Source organism: Mesorhizobium sp. CA5 (assembly GCF_020165105.1).
Lineage (GTDB): Bacteria > Pseudomonadota > Alphaproteobacteria > Rhizobiales > Rhizobiaceae > Mesorhizobium.
On sequence record NZ_JAIUHJ010000001.1, the window covers coordinates 393,356 to 412,314 of the forward strand.

Here is an 18,959-nt window from a genome sequence, read left to right on the forward strand (position 1 = left end):
GCCATTCGAGCCCTGTTTCCATGGCGATACGCCTGGCGTAGACGCTGGAACGCATGCTGGCTTTGCCGGTCGCGACCTTCACCGGGTCCTCGTAGGATAATCCGCTTTGTGAGAGTCGCCATTCGATAGCCCGCCGCCGAACCGATAAAGGTGGCGGCGGGCCATTGGAGCGACGGGCGTGCTGTCCCGCCGAGCAGGAGACACTGCTCGCCACGATCTAAACCGGCTTGCCAGGGACCGCGACTTACGGATTGGTAAGATCGCTCACGATCATGTTCCCAGGCCGGCCGGTGCCTTGCTGGTTTGGTCGAAAGCAGTTCCCTCTGGGCCAGGTCCGGCGTCACCCGATTTTCCCGCCTCGCGGAATCGACGGGCAAAGATCATCAAGCGCCGCGCAGTGTTGTTGCGCAGGCGGCGCAGCCGCCATTCAAGCCCCGTCTCGGTGGTTATCCGCTTTGCATAGATGCTGGCGCGCATGGCCCTGGCGTCGGCGGCGATCTTGGCACGATCGTCGTAGAAGGCGCAGATCTTGTCGTCCGCCATGCCGGGCGTCTCGAGCCAGGCGGGGATATGCGTCGAGCTGAGGCAATAGACATCGGTCAGTACCCGGTGGATGCCGTCGCCTTGCGCCGGGCAGGTCGTGGCGAACGCATCGCCGATGAAGACGACACCGTCGCGCCGATGGCCCTGCGTCGTTGTCAGGCCGACCTGCCTCACCTCGACCTCGCTGGCGACGGCGAAGTTGCCGCATCGAGCCGCGATCTCCGGCATCAACTCCAGGAGCATTTTTTGGGGGTCCTCGCGGAACGACCGCACCCACGGATCGGCGACGGTCCGGTAGACGAACATGTTCGCGCGCACCCGCTCGCCGATCCGGAAGATGGTAAGAAAGGCAATGCGATCGGCGATCCGCCTTCCGTAGAAGGTGAGGGACGGCAATCCGAATTCCTGCGGCGTGACCGCGAGATCGAACCCCAACGTCAGCGAATGCGCCTTCGATTCCTCGACGCGCTCGACGCCGATCGCGCGCCGCACCGCCTCGCTATAGCCGGTGGCCACGACCAGCAGCCGGGCATCGATCACGGAGCCGTCGGTGAGCACCAGCCGCTGCCGGTCCGGTCCCGTCGAGACCTCCGCGACCTTGCCGATCGTCAGCGGCACTTGCGGAGGCAGCGCCGCGCGCAGGCCGTTGACCAACGGCGTGTAGGAAAAGGCGTACTCCCAGGTTTGCTTGCGCTCGAACAGCTGGCCGAAGCGGAAGACATGGACGTCTGTCATCGGGGTGACGAGAGACCTGAAAACCGGGCCGAGGCCGAGTTTCTCGAACAGTCCCATCTGCTCCGCCCGGGTTTTCTCGGCCCGGAATTCGTCATGGTGGATACGATGCGGATCGATCAGCGCGATCTTGCGGCCCGCCTTGGCGAGCGACAGCGCCAGCACGGTTCCGGCGAGCCCCGCGCCGACGATCGCCACTTCGACCTCGGCCTGGCCGGCCGGCACGGCGGGTGCTTCGCGGTCCTCTATGATGCCCATTTGTGGTCTCCACGGCCCGCAGGCATGACGTCACGCCGTTGGATCTGCTTCCAGCGCGGCGCCATTGCCGAACCATCTATGAATTCCAGCCCGCCCGCCTCGTTGAGCGTGTGCAGCTTGCGGCCGGTCCAGCCGGCACCGGGGTTGAGGATCGTTTCGACGACCTGACCAAAGCCGCTCTCGTCAAGCTGAGTGACGCGCGCTATGCCGAGCGCGGCGCCATAGCTCCTGCGGCAGTCCTGCACCGGGCGAAGGAGTTGGCCGCCGCGGCTGACCATGCGGCCCGCCGGCCGCGCCGAGGCGATGTCGATCATAACGGAGTTCTTCGGGTGCGGCGTCCACGGCCCGCGGAAATCCGGCGCCGACCACAGATGCAGCTGGTCCGAGAAGGCGCCGCCGCCGTCGCGTACGGTAGCGAACATCCACCAGCGCCCGCCATGCTCGGTGAGCGTGGCGTCGCTGGCGATGATGTCCGACAGGAGCGTCGCTTCCTTGACCCAGCCGCCCGGGAAGGCGGTGGCGCGGTAGAGGTCGACGGTCCGGTTGGCCGAGCTTTCCGGCACCATCCACATCTCGCCGTCGCGCTCGAACACGAAGGGGTAGGAGAGATGGTAGGGCAGCTCCAGAACCGGCTTCGGAGTGCCGACTGGGCCGGACGGGCCAAACGCCACTGCCGACAGGATCGCCTTGCCGGTGCGGTGGATGTAGTCCTCGACGAACAGCGTCACCTGGCCGCGGTAAAGCACCGGGAACGGGTCGGCGTAGAAGCGGCTGCCGTCGTCCGGCAAATCGCGCCAGCCGGGTTGCGGATGGGCGCGCAGCTCGTAGAGATCCTTGCCGCCGGTCTCGCGCCAGCCGACCCGCCAATGCGGGGCGTTGTAGCACAGATGGTAGATCTGCTGGACGATGCGGCGTGCCGTCGCCTTGGCCGCACGCACACCGAGCTTCGTGGCCGACGGCATGGCTGGCGGCGCCGTCTCGGATGGCGGTTCGGGCAACACCGGAAGCGATGAGCGGGCGGCGCCGTTGACCGCCGCGACGATCAGGCTGGCGCTGCGCGCCAGCATGTCCTGGAAGGAAGCCAGCGCGATGCCGTGATATTCGGTGCCGAGCCGTCCCTCGGCGACTGTCGCGCCGTTCTGTTCCAGGCGGGCCAGCGGCGCGCGGCCGGCTAGGATCAGCGCCAGGAGGGCCTCCTCGCCGCAGACGCCGCCATAGGCGAGCCGCCAGACCTGTCTGCCCTGCGGCTCGACGTCGCCGATGAGATCGATTGTGAGGTCGGCCGGCGCGGACGCTCTCGCATGGCCGGCCAGTGCCGAAAGCGGCACACGCCTGGCCGTCCCATTGGCGGGCAGGCGATGGATCAGCGTCTCAAGCTGGAACAGCGCTTCGGCTGCGCGCGGCACGCCGCCCGCCGCCGGACGGCCGTCGACCGCAAGCTCCACGCCGGGCAGCAGCGACAACCGCTCGGCCAGCGCCACATGAAAAGCGCGCACGCAATCGCCGTCGAGGCGCAGGGTCAGGCGCATCGCCAGCCCCGGGCACATCCGGTGCCGCCGACCCGGCTGGCCAGATCAAATTCCCGCCGCATGCGCACGATGTCTCCAATTTAGGCTGCACTTAGAGTCTACTGCGTTGGTGCAAACTTCGTGCCAGAGCGGCCTCAATTTATGAACATAATTAACAGTGTTTTAATCGTTGCCGGGAATAGCTAGACCAACGCCGCATTTCTCGTTTGCCGGCCGATGGAGCGTTCTCGGAGCGACCTTTGCAATCACCCCTGCTCATGGTGCCTCAGCAGAACGCTCCGGAGGCGATCGCGCCGGCGCCGGCCTATCACGCGCCTGCGCCCGCGCCCGCCACGGTCGAGCTTGGCGATCTCGGCCGCATCCTGCTGCGCCGCCGCAAGCTGATCTTCGCCACCGTCGCGTTGCTCACTATCGCGACGCTGATCTACGCCTTCCTGACACCGGCGCTTTATTCCTCGACGGCGCAGATCATCATCGATCCGCAAGACCTCCAGGTCGTCGCCAACGATGTCAATCCCAGTCGCATCTCGCCCGATGGCGGCATCACTCAGGTCGAAAGCCAGGTGAGTGTGGCGCAATCGAACGGCGTCCTGCTGCGCGCCATCAAGGCGACCAACCTGACCGAGAACCCGGACTTCAACGGGCAGGGCGGGCTCGGCGGCTGGCTGGGCATGTTCTTCGGCTCGGGCGACGGCGACAGGACAGCTGAAACGCTCGACGCGCTGCGCCGCCGCCTGGCGGTGAAGCGCGACGACAAGGTGCTGGTGCTCAACATCATCATCACGGCCAAGAGCGCCGACCTGGCGGCCGAACTCGCCAACGCCATCGCGCAGGCCTATCTCGACGACCAGGCCGAAGCGCGCTCGAAGGCCGCGGCCGACGCCTCCGACGCGATCAGCGCCCGGCTGGAAGACCAGCGCAAGCGCGTCGAGCAGGCTGCCAACGCCGTCGAGACCTACAAGGCCGAGCACAACATGGTAATGGCGGGCGGCAATCTGGTGAGCGACCAGGAACTGACCGATCTCAACACGCAACTGACCGCCGCCCAGACCCGCACGGCGCAGCTCAAGGCGCAGGTCGACCAGCTGCGCCGCCAGGGCAGCGCGCCGGATGCAACGTCGGAGGCGATGCGCTCGCCGGTCATCGCCAGTCTCAGGGCGCAAGAGGCGACGCTCGTCGATCAGATCTCGCAGTTCGGCACCGCGCTCGGGCCGCGCCACCCTTCGATGATCTCGGCGCAGCAGCAATTGAGCGACTTGCGCAAGCTGATTTCGCGCGAGCTTGGCCGCCTCATCACTGCCGCCGAGACCGATTACGAGCGCGCGTCGGCCAACCAGAAGGCCCTGGAGGCCAAGGTGGCGTCCCTGAAAGGCAAGTCGCTCGACACCGACCAGGCCTCGGTGAGGCTGCGCGAGCTGCAGCGCGATCTCGATGCCGTGCGCACCGTCTACGCCAATTACCTGCAACGCGCCCAGGAAACGCGCGAGCAGACCAACGTCAACAGCACCAATGCCCGCATCATCTCTGAGGCGATGCCGGCGCTGAAGAAGAGCTGGCCGCCGAAGGGGCTGCTTATCTTCGGCGCCATCTTCGGCGGGCTGGCGCTGGGCATCGGCATGGCGCTGATCGCCGAATATTTGTCGCCAACCGTGCTGTCCGCCAACCAGATGCAGTCGGCCATCGAGGCGCCGGTGCTGGGCGTTCTGCCGGGCAGGGGGCGCCGCCGCTCCGGCGCTGCCGCCCAGAAGACCGACGCCGTGGCTGGGCTCGCGCTGCAGCGCATCGCCGCCGCCACCAGGCGCCCGCCGGACTGGCCGCTGGTACCCTCCATCCTGGTGGCGTCGCCGCCCGAGGATAAGGCTGAGCGGTCGAGGGTGGCATGGCAGCTCGCCAACGCGGCGGCGGCCAGAGGGCGCCGCGTGCTGTTCATCGACATCAATGCCGGCAAGGGCCAGAAGGACCCGCAGCCCGGCGTGCTCGACGTGCTGCGCGGCGAATATCCACTCGACGCGGTCAGCCGCTATGCACCGGGCAGTTCCGTGGCGCTGGTCAGCCGGGGGCGGCCGACCGCGGTGTTCCAGGAAGCGCAGGCGCTCTATTTCGCCCATCGCATGTTGGCCGAGGCCAATCACAGCTTCGAGCTCGTCGTCGTCGACGGCGGCGCGCTGGCGGACGACCTCAACGTCCTGCCGCTGGTCGCCATGGCCGACGAGATACTGCTCGTCGCCAGGCTGAATGCGACACCGATGCGCGACGTCGCCGCGACCTCGGAAGCGGTCTCCGTCATGGGGCGGCTGCCGACCGGCGCCATGCTGGTCGACGAGGCGGCCTGACATGGCCTCGATCCTGGCTGGTACCGCCCGGCCTGTTTCGGCTTCGGGCTATGGCATGGCGGGCACGCGCATTGTCTCAGTCGACACGCTGACCCGTCTTGGCCTGACTGTCGCGGTGCTGCTTCTGTTTTCCGTCTCCGGCGGCATGCTGTGGCTCGCCGGCTATAATTACGACGGCCTGCAAGGCAGCCCGCTGAGCAAGATCCACCCGTCCACCTATCTCTTCGTGCTCGTCTTCGTCTGGCGCTCCTGCATCTTCGGCAATCCGGTCGGCTATGTGGTCCATGTCACGAACAGGCGGCCGGCCACGATGCTGATGGCGGTGATCTCGACCGTGCTTCTCTTCGTCGTCATCCTCAGGCAGCGCCCCGGCATGGCCGGCATGATCGACACCTTCGTCGCCCCGGCGCTGCTCGTGCTTCTGCTGAGCGAGGATGACGAGAAGACCTTTGCCTGGCTGCAGCTTGTCATCCATGTGGTCATGACGGCGAACGCGCTGCTGGCGCTGTTCGAGTTCGGCACCAAGCATCTGGTGTTCCCCTACAGGTTCGACGGCGCGGTGTTCGTCAACGATCTGCGCTCCACCGCGCTGCAAGGGCACCCGCTCTCCAATGCTACGGTCACCTCGATCTATGTGCTGTCGCTGCTGTCCGGCTCGCGTTCCCTGTCGACGCCGCTCAGGCTGGCGCTTGTCGGCCTGCAGTTCTGCGCACTGGTCGCCTTCGGCGGCCGCTCGGGCATGGTGCTGACGATCCTGCTCGGCGGAGTTTATTTGCTGATCCAGGGCCTGGCGCAGCTCAGCACCGGACGCGTCAACCTCTTGGGCGCCGCGCTGGCGATCATGCTCGCCGCGCTGCTGCCGCTGGCCATCGCGCTTGCCGGCTATTACGGCTTCTTCGACGCGCTGCTCGAACGTTTCGTCTCCGACAGCGGCAGCGCCAACGCCCGCGTCGAGATGTTCGATCTCTTCAGGCATCTGGAGTTGCGCGACCTGATCGTCGGGCCCGATGTCGACCTGCTCGACAGCATGCGCCGCATCACCGGCCTTGAGCAAGGCATCGAGAACCCGATCCTGCGCCTGACGCTCTACCAGGGAGCGTTCTTCACGCTTTTGATCTTCTTCGGCTTCGCGCTGTTCATGCACGAGGTCGCGCGCCGCTGCCATTCGGGCATCTGGCTGCCGATGCTGGGTTGGCTCATCCTGCTCAACACCTCCGAAAGCATCGCCTCCAAGACGACGCTGATGACCAAATTCGTGGTCATCGCGCTGGCGCTTTATCGGCCGGCGAGGCCTGTTGCGCGTCAAAGGACGCAGGCGAAGGAACGCGGCGAGTCTCGCTACGCATTCGCCGCCAGATGGAAACCAAACCCTTAGCGCGGTTTGGTGATTCAGCAAGTCAAGCGCGCGGCATCCTCAGCCCGAGCGCCTCGACCATCGCGGGATCGAGCGCGCGCGTGGTGTCGTCCATCATGCCCATGCCGTCGAACAGGTCCCAGAATGCCCAGGGAAAGCCGAATGCCTCGGCGCTCTGCCGGACATCGCCGATGTAGCGGGCGCGGTCCGGGTTGGGCGCGGCTGTGTATCGTGCATCGGTTCGCAACGCGCCGAACTCGCCCATGATGATGCGCTCGCGCGCGATGCGATGGGTCTGCGCCCAGTCACTCACCTGCTTGAGGTAGCGGTCGATGAAGCGGCGGTCGGGCTGCGCATCGAAATAGACCTTTAACACCTTCTCTGTCTCGGCATAGGCGGCCTTCTTGGCTTCGTTGGACCTCTCGGAATCCTGCGCCATCCTTGTCCTGACAGAGGCCAGCGTTCTTTCCAGCGTCCCGGCGGAGGCTGGCCACGGCACATTGTTCAGCGCCCGGTAGACCGGCTCGCGCATCCACGGCGCGCCTTGATGGCTGAACAGGTAGGGCTCGTAGAAGTGGAACGTGAACAGGATCGGCTCGAAGGCCGCCAGCGGCGCCGGATCGAGCGCGGCGAGGCCCCGCACCATCGAGCCGCAGCCGCCGGTGGCGAGCAGCGGCAGGTTGCGCGCCGAGACCCGAGCCGCGCTCAGCAGAGCCGCCTGCACCTTGGGCCACAGCCCGGAGGAGCAATCCTGCGGCGGCTCGTTGATCGGCTCCAGCGCTATCCTGCCGGGCGCCATGTCCGCCAGCATGCCGGCAACCTCGCCGACGAAGACCCGGTAGCGCGCGAATTCCGGCGCGCCGGTGCTGGAATACATGCGATCGGGATTCCAGTAATGTGTGGCGCCGTTAGCCTGTATATTGACGATGACGCCGAGATCGGCGCTGAGCGCTGCCTCGACCGCCGCGCTCAGCATTGCCATGAGGTCGGCGCGCTGGCCCGCGTCGGCGGCCAGGAACGGCCCCGGATCGACAGGCAGGCGGATGAAGTCGAGCCCGCTGGCGCGCAGGCGGGCAAGGTCGGCCGGCGTCGGCACCGGCCGCTGCGACTGGAAAGGCGGCCAGTCATAGTCGGCGCGGGGGGCAGGAAATTCGCGCGTCAGCGCAAACCAGGGCCAGGTATTGACGCCGCGCCTGAAAGGCCATGCGCCAGCGGCACGCGCTGGAGATGACAGTGGCGGAAGCGCGCTCGCCAGCGGCGCTATTGCCGCGACCAGCGCCGCGCCGAGGAGCCGGCGGCGCGACCAGCCGGTCATGCGTGCTTGGCGCGGTCGGCTTTCGCCGGCGCGGCGGTGGTGACGCCGAGTTGCCGCAGCGCTTCCTTCTCGTAGGCAATGAGCACGTCTTCCCAGCGGAAAGCCTCGCGGGCCCGCGTTCGCGCCGCCTTGCTGCAGCGCGCCACCAGCGCGTCGTCGGCCAGCGCCTCGTCGATCCGCTGGCTCAGGCTGTCGGTATCACTGAAGTAAATCGCCGCCTCGCCGGCGACCCAGCGATTGTAGCGGTTGTCATGCGCGATCACCATGTTGCCGGCGGCAAGCGCCTCGACCAGCGAGGGATTGGTGCCGCCCACCGTGTGGCCGTGCATGTAGGCGCGCGCGTGATAGCGCAGCGCCTTCACTGTCGCCTGATCGTAGATCGCGCCGGGCATGATCACCGTGCTGCCTGCCGCCGCGCGCACGGCGCGGTGGTAGGGAATGTCGTCGTTGAGCCTGCCGAGCACCACCAGCTTCATGTCGCCGCGATCGCGGCTGCGGAAGGCTTCGATGATCGGCAGGATGTTGTTGTCGGGTTCGATCCGCGCGATCGAGATCAGGTATTTACCGGGTTCGAGCCCGAGCGCGCGAACGGGTTCTTCCGGCGCTGAGGTCACCGGGTCCGCGCCATAGGCGATCGTGGCGATGGCGCCGCGCGGCCGCCTTGTTGCCAGATGGTCGGCGATCGCCGGGTGGTCGGCGATGAGCCGATGCGAGAGCCAGGCGCCGATCCATTCGTTGAGCCAGAACCAACTGCGCGCCGCCGGCCCCCATTTCGGCCGCCGCCACTCGATGCCGTCCATATTGGTGAAGATCTTGCGCCGCATGAGCCTGAGCCAGGTCAGGAACACCGCGCCATTGTAGCCGAGCACCAGGCACACGCCCGGCCGCCTGGCGGCGTCGAGCACGCATTGCCAATCGAATTCCAATGTCGCGCGGGGACCCTTGGAGGCGACCTCGATGGTGATGAGCTCGATGCCGCGCCAGGTCTCGCTCGTCACCCTTTGCCCGACGCGTTCGACCTCCTTCTGGCAGTAGACGCCGACCTTCCAGCCGCGTCCGGCCAGGAAAAGCGCCAGGCGCTCAGCGAAAGTCTCGAAGCCGCCGTGAGAAGCCGGAATGCCGCGCGTCCCCAGGATCAGGATCGAAGGCTTTTCGATCAGGGTGGAAGGTCGTTCCGGTTTCAAAATAAAGGAATCCCCAGGGTCCGGTCATAGTTGTTGTTACGGCAATGACACGCCCAGCAACTTCCGTGCCAGGGTACCCCCAGGGCGAATATTCACATGAAGGTGTAAAATTTCTCTTCAAGCTACATGGCTTGCTTCATCATCGGTCAACTTTCGCGACGTATCTGTATCGATATGGGGCACGGCTGGCGTTCCTGGGTCGCGGCCGGACATTCGAGACCCGGCATGATCCTTGCTCCCGGCCTGCAGTGGCCATCGCCGGGTAGAGCGGCGTGCGGATTTGGCATGAAGTTCCTTCCGCGCTTGAAAGGTCCGGTGCTGAGCGGACTCGGGGTGCAAGGTGGAAAGATAGCAATGCGCATAGCCTGCGTTCATCAGGGCTACGAGCTCTATGGTTCGGACCGCAGCTTCGCGGAGAGCGTGGCTGCGCTGCGCGCCGCGTTTCCGGCCGCCGAGATCGAGGTCGTGCTGCCGCGCGAGGGACCGATTGTCGATATCCTCAAGCCGCATGCCAGCCGCATCGTGTTCGAGCCGCTCTGGGTGCTCAGGCGCCAGGCGATGCTCAAGCTCGCCACCGTCGAGATGGCGCGGTTGCCGGCGGCGCTCTGGCGGGCCTGGCAGCGCATGCGGGGCAGCGACCTGACCTATATCAACACCTCGATCATCGCCGATTATGCGCTGGCCGCGCGTCTCCTGCCACGCAAGGCGCTGCTGCACATCCACGAGATTCCCGAGGGCGTCCTGCGCAAGGTGCTTGTCGCCTTGATGCGCTGGAGCAAGGCGGATCTCATCTTCAACTCGCGCGCAACGCGCGCCACCTTCGGCGATCCGCCGGCCCTCGATGCCAAGGGGCGGCGCACTCATGTCGTCTATAACGGCGTTGCCGGTCCCGTCGCGGCGCTGCCGATGACTTATGACGGCAACCGGCCGCTCAAGGTGCTGCTGCTTGGCCGCGTCAACCGCATAAAGGGGCAGGAGGTGCTGCTCGAAGCCGTCGCCTCGCTCTCCGCCGAGTTGCGCGACCGTGTCGAGGTCCGCCTCGTCGGTGGCGCCTTCGAAAGCGTCGAGCGCGAGCAGGCGTTGGCCGAGCTGGTTGGGCGCATGGGCCTGACCGGGCATGTCGAGGTGCTGCCTTTCGTCTCCGACCCAACTAACCATTATCGCTGGGCCGACATCGTCGCGGTGCCGTCGCGTCGCCCGGAATCGCTCGGCCGCGTGGCCATCGAGGCGATGGGCTGGGGACGCCCGCCGCTGGTCTCGGCGATCGGCGGGCTGGTGGAAGTGGTGGCCGACGGCGAGACCGGCTGGCATGTGCCGCCGGGCGACGCGGCCGCCCTCGCCGGCAAGCTCGGCGAGATCATCCTGCGGCCGGATCTGTGGCGCGGCTTCGCCGCCGCCGGTCGCGCGCGCTACGAGGCGCTCTTCAGCGAGCCGATCGCCGCCGCCGCGATCGTGGCGATCGTGGCCGACAAGCTGAAGGCGACGCCGCCGCGGCAGGGGCGGGCGCGTGTCGCCCGCGAGGCGGAGACGAGCCCGTGAAGTTCACCTTCCCGGCCCATCTGGTGCGGCGCCTCATGTTGATGATCGGCGGCGAGGCGATGCAGAGCGGTTTCCATTTCGCCCTGAACATCGCGCTGCTGCATCTTTTGTCGGCCGAAGGTTACGGGCTCTTCGCGTTGGCCATGGTGATGGGCGGCGTCGGCTTGTCCTATATCCGTTCGCTCACCGCCGTTCCCGCCACGGTATGGATGAGCAAAAGCGCCAACAGCGCCGGCGTCGACGCCTACGACGTGACCTTCGGATCGGCGGCGCTGGTGGTGGCGCTGCTGATGGGATTGTGCACCGGGCTGCTGATGCGCCTCCTGGGCGACCCGAGCGGCATCGGCGCCGCCTGCTTCGTCGGGGCCTGGTCGCTGCGCAGCCATATGCGCACCGCCTTCTTCGCGCGCCGCATGCAGCTCGTCGTCTCCATCAGCGACGCCGCGTTCACGATCGCGGGCATTGTGCTCGCAGGAGCGGCGATCTGGTTCTTTGCGGACGCGCTTCAGGTCACCTTCTACGCGCTTGCCGTGGCCAATGTGGTCGGCATCGCCGTGCTGGTGAGACTGGCGCGCCGCAGGCTGCGTATCTCCTTTCGCGCGCCGACCTTGCGGCGCTATGCAAAGCTCTGGCCGCAGCTTCGCTGGTCGGGGTTCAGCGCCACAACCACCAACATCCAGGGGCAATGCCTGGCCCTGCTGGTCGCGGGCATCGCCGGACCCGCGGCCTATGCGCCGCTGGCGGCGGTGCTGGTGCTGTTTGCGCCGCTGCGCATCTCCAGCCTTGCCTTCTCCAACATGACCCAGCCGGAACTCGCAAAGCTGGTGCGCAACAAGGAGTTCGACCGCGTGTGGACGCAGGCCAAGATATGGGCGCTCGTCATGGGGCTCGGCAGCCTGGCCTATGGTTGCGGCATCCTGTTCATCCTGCCGATGATTAAATCCCAGGCGCTGCAGCATGCCTCGGTCGGGTTGATCGGGCTTTTCGCCATCGCCAACTTCGTACCGATCATGGCCTATATCATGCCGCGCGTGGTCCTCGAGATCCTTGGCGATTTCCGCATCGTCGCCTTCATCACCATGGCCGGCGCGATTATCGGGCTGGCGGCGATCGGGATTCTGTTGGCCGTCGCCCCGTCGACATGGTCGCTGGCCGGAGCCGCGGTCTCCGAGATCTTCGTGCTTGTGGCCTCATGGTATTTCGCTGCTCACCGTATGTGGAATTCCAAGCACCCGAACGAGCAGCGCCCCAGCGTGTTCGGCGCCTGGCGCCGCGCGGCCACGCTGGCAGTGCAGAGACGATAGGAGAATGATGTGGCAAGCCAGGCAATGCCGATGGCCGCGATGACGACCGGCTTGGCCGGCGATGAGGCTGCAGTGCACGCCGCCGGCGGCGCTTATGTGGCGCAGCTGCACACCAGCCTCGAAGCGGTCAAACCGCTCTGGCTGCGTCTCGAGACAGAGGGCGTGTGCACCGGCCACCAGCATTTCGCCTGGGCCGAAGGGATCGTCGAAGGGCTTGTGCCACCAAAAGCCGATCTCGCCATCGTCGAGGTGAGGGAGGCCGCCACGGGCGAGCTGAGAATGCTGGTGCCGTTGATGCGGCGCCGTGCATTCCAGCATTGGGTGATCGAGTGGCTGAGCTGCGGGGTGTGCGATTATTCCGCGCCGTTGCTTGCCGACGCGACGCCCTGGACCAGGCAATCCGCCGAGGCCGCATGGGCGGCGGTGCTTTCCGTACTGCCGCCGGCCGACCGCATCCATATCGTCGGTATCCCGAAGCAGATCGGCGGCATCGCCAATCCCCTGGCGCTGCTTTCTCCGGCGCGCGATTCCATACATTCCCACTACGGCATCGCCATGGATGGCGACGCCGAAACCGTCGTCAAGCGCATCTGTCGCCCGTCCTTCGTCAAGGCGCTCAACAAGGACCTGCGCCGGCTCGATCGCAATGGCGGCCTGGCCCTGGTCGAGGCCGACACGCCAGCCCTGGTGGATTCCACCTTCGACAAGCTGGTCGAGATGCGGCTTAGCCGTTTTCGCGAGCTCGGCCGCTTCGATCTGCTGGCGCAGCCGCCGGTCGTCGATTTCTACCGCAAGGCCGCGCATCGCGGCCTGACCGACGGTTCGGTGCGGATCTTCGGCCTGCGCGCCGGCGACGTGATGGTCGCGGTCCAATATCTGGCGGTCCATCTGGGCACCCTGCACGCGCTGCTGGTCGCGATCGACCAGGGTGCGGTTCCCAATGTCTCGCCGGGACTTTGCATCATGGGCGAGCTGATCAGATGGGGGCGCGGGCAGGGGTTCGACTATTTCGACCTGTCGGTCGGCAACCAGAGCTACAAGGAACATATGGGCGCAGTGAAGTCGGTTCTGTCCGAACTTTGCTACGGCATCACGCCGAAGGGCATGGCGGCGAGCGAGGCCATCAAATACCGTGGCCGGGGCGTGGCTTTCGTGCGCGCCAACCCGCGCCTGTTCAAGGTCGCGCAGGAGGCGATGCAGCGCTGGCGGCGGCTGCGTGCGGGACGGTGAATGGGCCGCCTTCACCGGCAAATTGACTCACATCCCGCTCTCCGCCATCCTTATGGGCAGCCGCTATCGGAGCGGCAGCGTGCTCGAGTGAGGCCATGGCCAGTCCCGTTGCCAGAGAAAAGTCCCGCCGCGCCGCGGTGAAGACCGCACTTGAGCGCCACAAGGTCTATGTCACCGCGCAGCGCTTCTCCGGCGGCTCCTACAGCGCCCGCGTGCTGGTCGACGGCGAGGCCTACTGGGTCGACGAGTTCCGGCTGAGCCAGTTGCAACAAGGGCTTTCGCCCGCCGAGCTGGAACTGACGCCGGCTGTAGACGATTGAGGGTGGCGCCTCTCGCAGCGCGCTGGGAAATCTGAGATGCTGGCGGGACAGCACCCCCCTCTGTCCTGCCGGACATCTCCCCCGCAAGGGGGGAGATTGGCTGTCACGCCGGCTTTCGCCAATCGCCGACGGTGTAAGGGAAGCGCGAACGCGCGGTCTGCTAATCTCCCCCCTAGAGGGGGAGATGTCCGGCAGGACAGAGGGGGGCGCGAAGGAACGAGGCGTTTGCCATTGTCCCGTCTGCGCCTCGGAACTTAGTTCATGCCCGCCAATCTCAAACCCTACCGCGCGAAGCGCGAATTCTCCCGCACCCCCGAACCGGCAGGCACCCTGTCCGCCGGTGCCGGCAACCGCTTTGTCGTTCACAAGCACCACGCCACCGCCGACCATTACGATCTGCGCCTGGAAGTCGGCGGCGTGCTCAAAAGCTGGGCGGTGCCGCGCGGGCCCTCGCTCAATCCGGCCGACAAGCGCCTCGCCGTCGAGACCGAGGACCATCCGATCGAATATATCGATTTCGAGGGCGTCATCCCCGAGGGCGAATATGGCGGCGGGCCGATGATCGTTTGGGACACCGGTACCTGGGCGCCGATGGAGGATGTCGAGAAAAGCCTCAGGACCGGCGCGTTCAAGTTCCGGCTGGCCGGGCAAAAACTCAATGGCGGCTGGATGCTGACCCGGCTGAAGCCGAGGCCGGGCGAGGATGAGAACAAGAAGAACTGGCTGCTCTTCAAAGAGCGCGACCTCGCCTCCGATACAAAGCTCGACATTCTCGAGGCGCGCCCAGAAAGCGTGAAGACCGGCCGCCGCATCGAGGAACTGGCGGCGCCGCCGAGGAAGCGCGAGCGCCTGCCGCCGAAAGCCGGCTCGCTCAAACCGGGCGTGCTGCCCGGCGCAATTAGGGCTGAGCCACCCGCCCGCATCGAGCCGCAACTCGCCAGCCAGGTGCCTAAGCCGCCGGGCGGCACGAGCGTTGCCGAGGACACGGGCGAGCTCTGGTTGCATGAGATAAAGTTCGACGGCTACCGTACCATGGCACATGTCGTGGGCGGCGAGGTGCGGTTGATCACCCGCGGCGGCATCGACTGGACGAAACGCTATGGCGATCTGCCGCAGGCCTTTTCGCGGCTGCCGATCGGCCAAGCAATCATCGACGGCGAGATCATGGTGCTCGACGACAAGGGCATCTCGCGCTTTGCGCTGCTGCAGGACGCGCTGGCCGAGGGCGCCGGCTCCAAGTTGCATTTCTACGCCTTCGACCTGCTCCATCTCGACGGCTGGGATCTGCGCAAGGTGCCGCTGCAGAAGCGCAAAGCCCTGCTCGCCGAGCTGCTCGCCGGTCAGCCCGCCAATTCCGCCATCCAGTACAGCGATCATGTCGAGGGCGACGGCCAAGGCCTGTACGATCAGGCTTCGGACCTTGGGCTGGAAGGTGTCGTCTCCAAGCGCGCCGACGCCATCTACCAGAGCGGCCGCACCAAGAACTGGACCAAGGCCAAGGCGCAGAAGACGGATGATTTCGTCATCGCCGGCTATACCGTCTCCGACCAAGCGGAAGGGCTGGCGGCGCTCGGCATGGCTGAGTTCGAAAATGGTGAACTGCACTATCGCGGCAAGGTCGGCACCGGTTTCGACGCAGACATGGCGACGGACCTGCTCGCCCGTCTGGAGCGGCTGACCGCCGGCGCGACCCCGCCCGAAGGCGTGCCGCGTGAGATCATGCGCGAGATGCATTGGGTGAAGCCGCTGCTGTCGGCACGCGTCCGCTATTCGAACCGCACCGCCGATAATGCGATCCGGCACGGCGTCTTCCGCGGGTTGCGCGATATCGGCGGGCTGACCACGCCGGTGCCGGTCAAGCGCAAACGGCTGATCGCCGAATCCGACCTCGCCACCATCTGGGTCACCAATCCGGAGCGGCGGCTATTCGGTAGGACCGGGCCTACAAAACTCGACATCGCGGTGTATTACGCGCTGGTCGGCGATTTCATGCTGCCGCATATCATCGGCCGACCGGTGTCGCTGGTGCGCTGCCCGACCGGCAAGCCGCAGGACTGCTTCTTCCAGCGCCACGCCTTCACCGGCATGCCGCCTTCGGTTGCCGTGTTCGAGTCGATCAATTCGGAAGGCGAGACAAAAACCTATCTCTCGGTCGAGGACGCCAAGGGCTATCTGGCGCTGGCGCAATTCGGCGTGGTGGAATTCCACACCTGGGGCACGCACCGGTCAAAACTCGACAAGCCCGACCAGATCGTCTTCGACCTCGACCCGGGCGAGGGGATTTCCTGGCGCGAGGTGGTTGAAGCCGCCGTCCACATAAAGGGCGGGCTGGAGAGCCTGGGACTGGTGCCATTCGCCAAAACCTCGGGTGGCAAGGGCATCCACATCACCGTGCCGGTGACCCGAAAGCAGAACTGGAAGAAACTGCATCAGGCCTCGAGCGCGATTTCGACTTTGCTGGCGGCAAGCGCGCCCGATACCTTCACCACGACGATGGGCAAGGAAAACCGCAAGAAGCGCATCTTCATCGACTTCCACCGCAACGCGCGCGGCCACACTTCAGCCGCGCCCTATTCGCTGCGCGCCCGCACCAATCTGCCGGCCTCGACGCCGGTGAGCTGGACCGACCTGGAGACCATCGACGCGCCGGAGGACCTGAATTACGCCTCGCTGCCGGGGCTGTTGGAGACATCTGGTGATCCCTGGGCGGAGATCGACGAGGCGGCGCGGGATTTGCCTGTGTTTGAGCGCTAGTTCCTCGCCCCCACAAAGTGGGGGAGAGGTGGCCGCGTAGCGGCCGGAGAGGGGGCAGCGCCAACGTATGTGATCGAGGCGCCAAAAGATATTCAGCTCCGCGCCATTCCCCCTCTCCGTCTCGGCTTCGCCGAGCCACCTCTCCCCCGCCTCCGCGGCGGCGAGGAACGGCGTCAGGGCATCGACGCTTTCTACAATTTGAATTATTCTCCGCGCCAACCGTCCCCAGAACGTTTCGCTAGGAATTCGGCACTATCATCAGGGGTCGGTGTAGGATTTCCACGGCGCTGATCGTCCTACGGACGAAGCGCTGCAAAGAGCATGGTCCTAAAAAGGCCGGAACCGGTGTTGGACAAGACCATGCTCCAACATAGTGTCAGTGCATGGCCGCGTAGGAGTTCATCATGGCGCCCAGGGCAAGTTGGAAAGGTTACCTCAAGCTCAGCCTCGTCAGCTGTCCGGTCCGGCTTTACCCGGCCACCAGCGCGAGCGAGCGCATTTCGTTCAATCAGCTGCACAAGAAGACGCACAACCGCATCAACATGAAACCGGTCGATCCCGAGCTTGGCCTTGTCGAGCGTTCGGACCTCGTGCGCGGTTACGAGTACGAGGACAAGCAGTACATCATCATCGATGATGCCGACCTCGATGCGGTCCGGATCGAATCCAACCACACGATGAACATCGAGGCCTTCGTCGACGAGGACGAGGTCGACGTCATCTACCAGGACGCGCCCTATTATCTCGCGCCCGACGGCGCCATGGCGGAGGAAACCTTCGCGGTGCTGAGGGAAGCGATGCGCAAGTCCGGCAAGCTGGCGATCGCCCGCCTGGTGCTCTCCAGCCGCGAGCGCGTGGTGACGATCGGCCCGCGCGAGAACGGCATGTTCGTCTGCACCTTGAGAAATCCCAACGAAGTGCGCGGCACAGCTGAATATTTCGGCAACATTCCGGCCGGCAAGCCGGATCCGGAAATGCTCGAGCTGGCCCAGGCGTTGATAAAGCAGAAGGAAACCCACTTCGATCCGAAGAACTACGAGGATCGCTACGAGGTGGCGCTGATGGCGATGATCCGCGAGAAGCTGAAGGGCCACAAGCCGATCATCGCGGCTGCGCCCGAGCGCGGCAATGTTATCAACCTGATGGATGCGCTGAAGGCGAGCCTGTCGCAGCAGGCGAAACCCCCAGCCAAGTCGAAGAGCAAGGCCGAGGAAGCGCCGGCGAAGCCGTCCAAGAAAGCGGCCGCGGGGGGTGCGCCTGAGAACCCGCTGAAGGCGAACCTGTTGAAGGCCGTCGGCAAGAGCAAGAAGTGACGGGAAATGCAGGGCCAGTGATCGTTCCCGGCGCTGTCTTCGGCGTCGTCGGCGCGCTGGCCGCCTTTCCGCTGCGCCTCGCCGCCCGCGAGGTCGAGCGCCGCCATGCGGAGTTGCGGCGCGGCATCACCCGCCGGACCACTCATGTCCTGTTCGGCCGCACGCTTCTCGCCAAGGCGGCGAAATCCGGCGATGCCGAGATCGAGCGCCGTGTGAAGGTCGAGCGCGAAGCAGGCCGTGCGCTGATCAGCGAGAGCGGTTTCCTGCGCCTGCTTGGGCTGATGAAGGCGCCCGACGCTTCGTCGCTCTCCAGGCAGTCGCTGATCGACCAATCGCGGCTGGCGGGTGATGATCTTGACATGCTGTCGCTGTTCGATGCCTTCGAGCATGACGGCGAACCCTATTCCTTCCGAGACCTGATCCTCGCGCGCAAATATGCCGGGCTGATCGCCAGCGGCGCCACCTGGGGCGCGATCGCGCGCTCAGTGCATCGCTCCGGCCCGGTCGCCTCGCTCACCGCCAAGTCGCTCAATCTCGGCTCGCAGCATGGCCGCCCGGATGCGATCTATCTCGACGAAGGCAGGAGCGAGCTCGACGGCCAGCTTTTGTTCGACCTCGGTTCACCCGAGGATGACACGCTGGAGGAATTATTCGCCGAGGCCGAGATGGCAGAAGAGGAGGGGCGCCACGACGATGCGGCCGCGCTCTACCAGCGTTGCCTGGCGATCGATCCCAAGGATGCGATTGCCGCCTTCAACCGCGCCAATTGCCTGCGCGGCGCCGGCCGGGTTACCGAAGCCGCGCATGATTATGCCCGCGCGATAAAGCTCGACCCCGGTTTCGTCGAGGCCTGGTTCAACCTCGCCGGCCTGATGAGCGACGAGGGCAGGGTGGCATCGGCGCGAAGGCACCTCCAGAAGGCTGTTGCGCTCGACAAGAGCTATGCCGATCCGGTGTTCAACCTCGCGCGCCTGGAATTCGATGCGGGCAATCTGGCCGAGGCTCGCCGGCTGTGGGTGCGATATCTGGAGCTGGATGCGGTGTCCGATTGGGCGCGCACTGCGCAGAAGGGCATACAGTTCGTGGATCTGCATATGGCGCGGACGGCGGGGTGAGCGCCTTTTCCTTCTCCCCTTGTGGGAGAAGGTGGATCGGCGCGCCAGCGCCGAGACGGATGAGGGGTGCTGGAAGGAATGAGACGTTGGTGACCTTGTCGCAAGTAGGAGTATTGAAGGGCGTATCCGCCAAGCT

At 65.9% G+C, this 18,959-nt stretch carries 13 protein-coding genes; 9 read left to right on the forward strand and 4 right to left on the reverse strand.

What is annotated here, in order from left to right; all coding sequences use genetic code 11:
* Window positions 1-270: 270 nt before the first annotated feature.
* Complete coding sequence (locus LB529_RS02145) at window positions 271-1,533, reverse strand: FAD-dependent oxidoreductase (RefSeq protein ID WP_224710033.1); 1,263 nt, start codon at window positions 1,531-1,533, stop codon at window positions 271-273.
* Window positions 1,521-3,062, reverse strand: coding sequence for a formyl transferase (locus LB529_RS02150; RefSeq protein ID WP_224710034.1), 1,542 nt, complete (start codon window positions 3,060-3,062; stop codon window positions 1,521-1,523). Before LB529_RS02150 ends, LB529_RS02145 begins: the two co-directional genes overlap by 13 nt.
* 239 nt (window positions 3,063-3,301) lie before the next feature.
* On the opposite strand from LB529_RS02150, the gene LB529_RS02155 reads away from it, so the two are divergent.
* On the forward strand, window positions 3,302-5,395 hold the full coding sequence (locus tag LB529_RS02155) for a GumC family protein (protein WP_224710035.1): 2,094 nt from the start codon (window positions 3,302-3,304) through the stop codon (window positions 5,393-5,395).
* Window position 5,396: 1 nt separating this feature from the next.
* Window positions 5,397-6,770 (forward strand): VpsF family polysaccharide biosynthesis protein, encoded by a 1,374-nt coding sequence (locus LB529_RS02160; protein ID WP_224710036.1) that lies wholly within the window; start codon window positions 5,397-5,399, stop codon window positions 6,768-6,770.
* A 22-nt stretch (window positions 6,771-6,792) separates the two neighbouring features.
* Here the strand turns inward: LB529_RS02160 and LB529_RS02165 are convergent, their stop codons facing one another.
* Both LB529_RS02165 and LB529_RS02170 read right to left on the reverse strand, forming a co-directional pair.
* Window positions 6,793-8,064, reverse strand: a complete 1,272-nt coding sequence (locus LB529_RS02165; RefSeq protein ID WP_224710037.1) for a glycoside hydrolase family 5 protein — start codon at window positions 8,062-8,064, stop codon at window positions 6,793-6,795.
* Entirely contained in the window at window positions 8,061-9,248 is a 1,188-nt protein-coding gene (locus tag LB529_RS02170; protein ID WP_224710038.1) for a DUF1972 domain-containing protein, read from the reverse strand. Before LB529_RS02170 ends, LB529_RS02165 begins: the two co-directional genes overlap by 4 nt.
* A gap of 354 nt (window positions 9,249-9,602) precedes the next feature.
* On the opposite strand from LB529_RS02170, the gene LB529_RS02175 reads away from it, so the two are divergent.
* The 7 genes from LB529_RS02175 to LB529_RS02205 all read left to right on the forward strand — a co-directional run bounded on the left by LB529_RS02175 (window position 9,603) and on the right by LB529_RS02205 (window position 18,823).
* Window positions 9,603-10,787 (forward strand): glycosyltransferase family 4 protein, encoded by a 1,185-nt coding sequence (locus tag LB529_RS02175; RefSeq protein ID WP_224710039.1) that lies wholly within the window; start codon window positions 9,603-9,605, stop codon window positions 10,785-10,787.
* Complete coding sequence (locus LB529_RS02180) at window positions 10,784-12,091, forward strand: hypothetical protein (RefSeq protein WP_224710040.1); 1,308 nt, start codon at window positions 10,784-10,786, stop codon at window positions 12,089-12,091. The genes LB529_RS02175 and LB529_RS02180 overlap by 4 nt, the downstream gene beginning before the upstream one ends.
* Window positions 12,092-12,100: 9 nt before the next feature.
* A complete protein-coding gene (locus LB529_RS02185; protein WP_224710041.1) occupies window positions 12,101-13,321 on the forward strand; it encodes a GNAT family N-acetyltransferase in 1,221 nt (406 codons plus the stop codon).
* A gap of 95 nt (window positions 13,322-13,416) precedes the next feature.
* Entirely contained in the window at window positions 13,417-13,641 is a 225-nt protein-coding gene (locus tag LB529_RS02190) for a hypothetical protein (RefSeq protein ID WP_224529417.1), read from the forward strand.
* 261 nt (window positions 13,642-13,902) lie between these two features.
* Window positions 13,903-16,395, forward strand: a complete 2,493-nt coding sequence (gene ligD / locus LB529_RS02195) for a DNA ligase D (protein WP_224710042.1) — start codon at window positions 13,903-13,905, stop codon at window positions 16,393-16,395.
* 404 nt (window positions 16,396-16,799) lie between these two features.
* Window positions 16,800-17,708 carry a Ku protein gene (locus LB529_RS02200; RefSeq protein WP_095768347.1) on the forward strand — a complete coding sequence of 303 codons (909 nt, stop codon included), beginning with the start codon at window positions 16,800-16,802 and terminating at the stop codon, window positions 17,706-17,708.
* 17 nt (window positions 17,709-17,725) lie between these two features.
* A complete protein-coding gene (locus LB529_RS02205) occupies window positions 17,726-18,823 on the forward strand; it encodes a tetratricopeptide repeat protein (RefSeq protein ID WP_411962419.1) in 1,098 nt (365 codons plus the stop codon).
* Window positions 18,824-18,959: the final 136 nt, after the last annotated feature.

Bases quoted from the DNA above. Each gene is read 5' to 3' on its own strand.
- LB529_RS02165 (WP_224710037.1), bottom strand. From the start codon at position 8,064: ATGACCGGCTGGTCGCGCCGCCGGCTCCTCGGCGCGGCGCTGGTCGCG.
- LB529_RS02145 (WP_224710033.1), bottom strand. From the start codon at position 1,533: ATGGGCATCATAGAGGACCGCGAAGCACCCGCCGTGCCGGCCGGCCAG.
- ligD (WP_224710042.1), top strand. From the start codon at position 13,903: ATGCCCGCCAATCTCAAACCCTACCGCGCGAAGCGCGAATTCTCCCGC.
- LB529_RS02175 (WP_224710039.1), top strand. From the start codon at position 9,603: ATGCGCATAGCCTGCGTTCATCAGGGCTACGAGCTCTATGGTTCGGAC.
- LB529_RS02190 (WP_224529417.1), top strand. From the start codon at position 13,417: ATGGCCAGTCCCGTTGCCAGAGAAAAGTCCCGCCGCGCCGCGGTGAAG.
- LB529_RS02200 (WP_095768347.1), top strand. From the start codon at position 16,800: ATGGCGCCCAGGGCAAGTTGGAAAGGTTACCTCAAGCTCAGCCTCGTC.
- LB529_RS02160 (WP_224710036.1), top strand. From the start codon at position 5,397: ATGGCCTCGATCCTGGCTGGTACCGCCCGGCCTGTTTCGGCTTCGGGC.
- LB529_RS02150 (WP_224710034.1), bottom strand. From the start codon at position 3,062: ATGCGCCTGACCCTGCGCCTCGACGGCGATTGCGTGCGCGCTTTTCAT.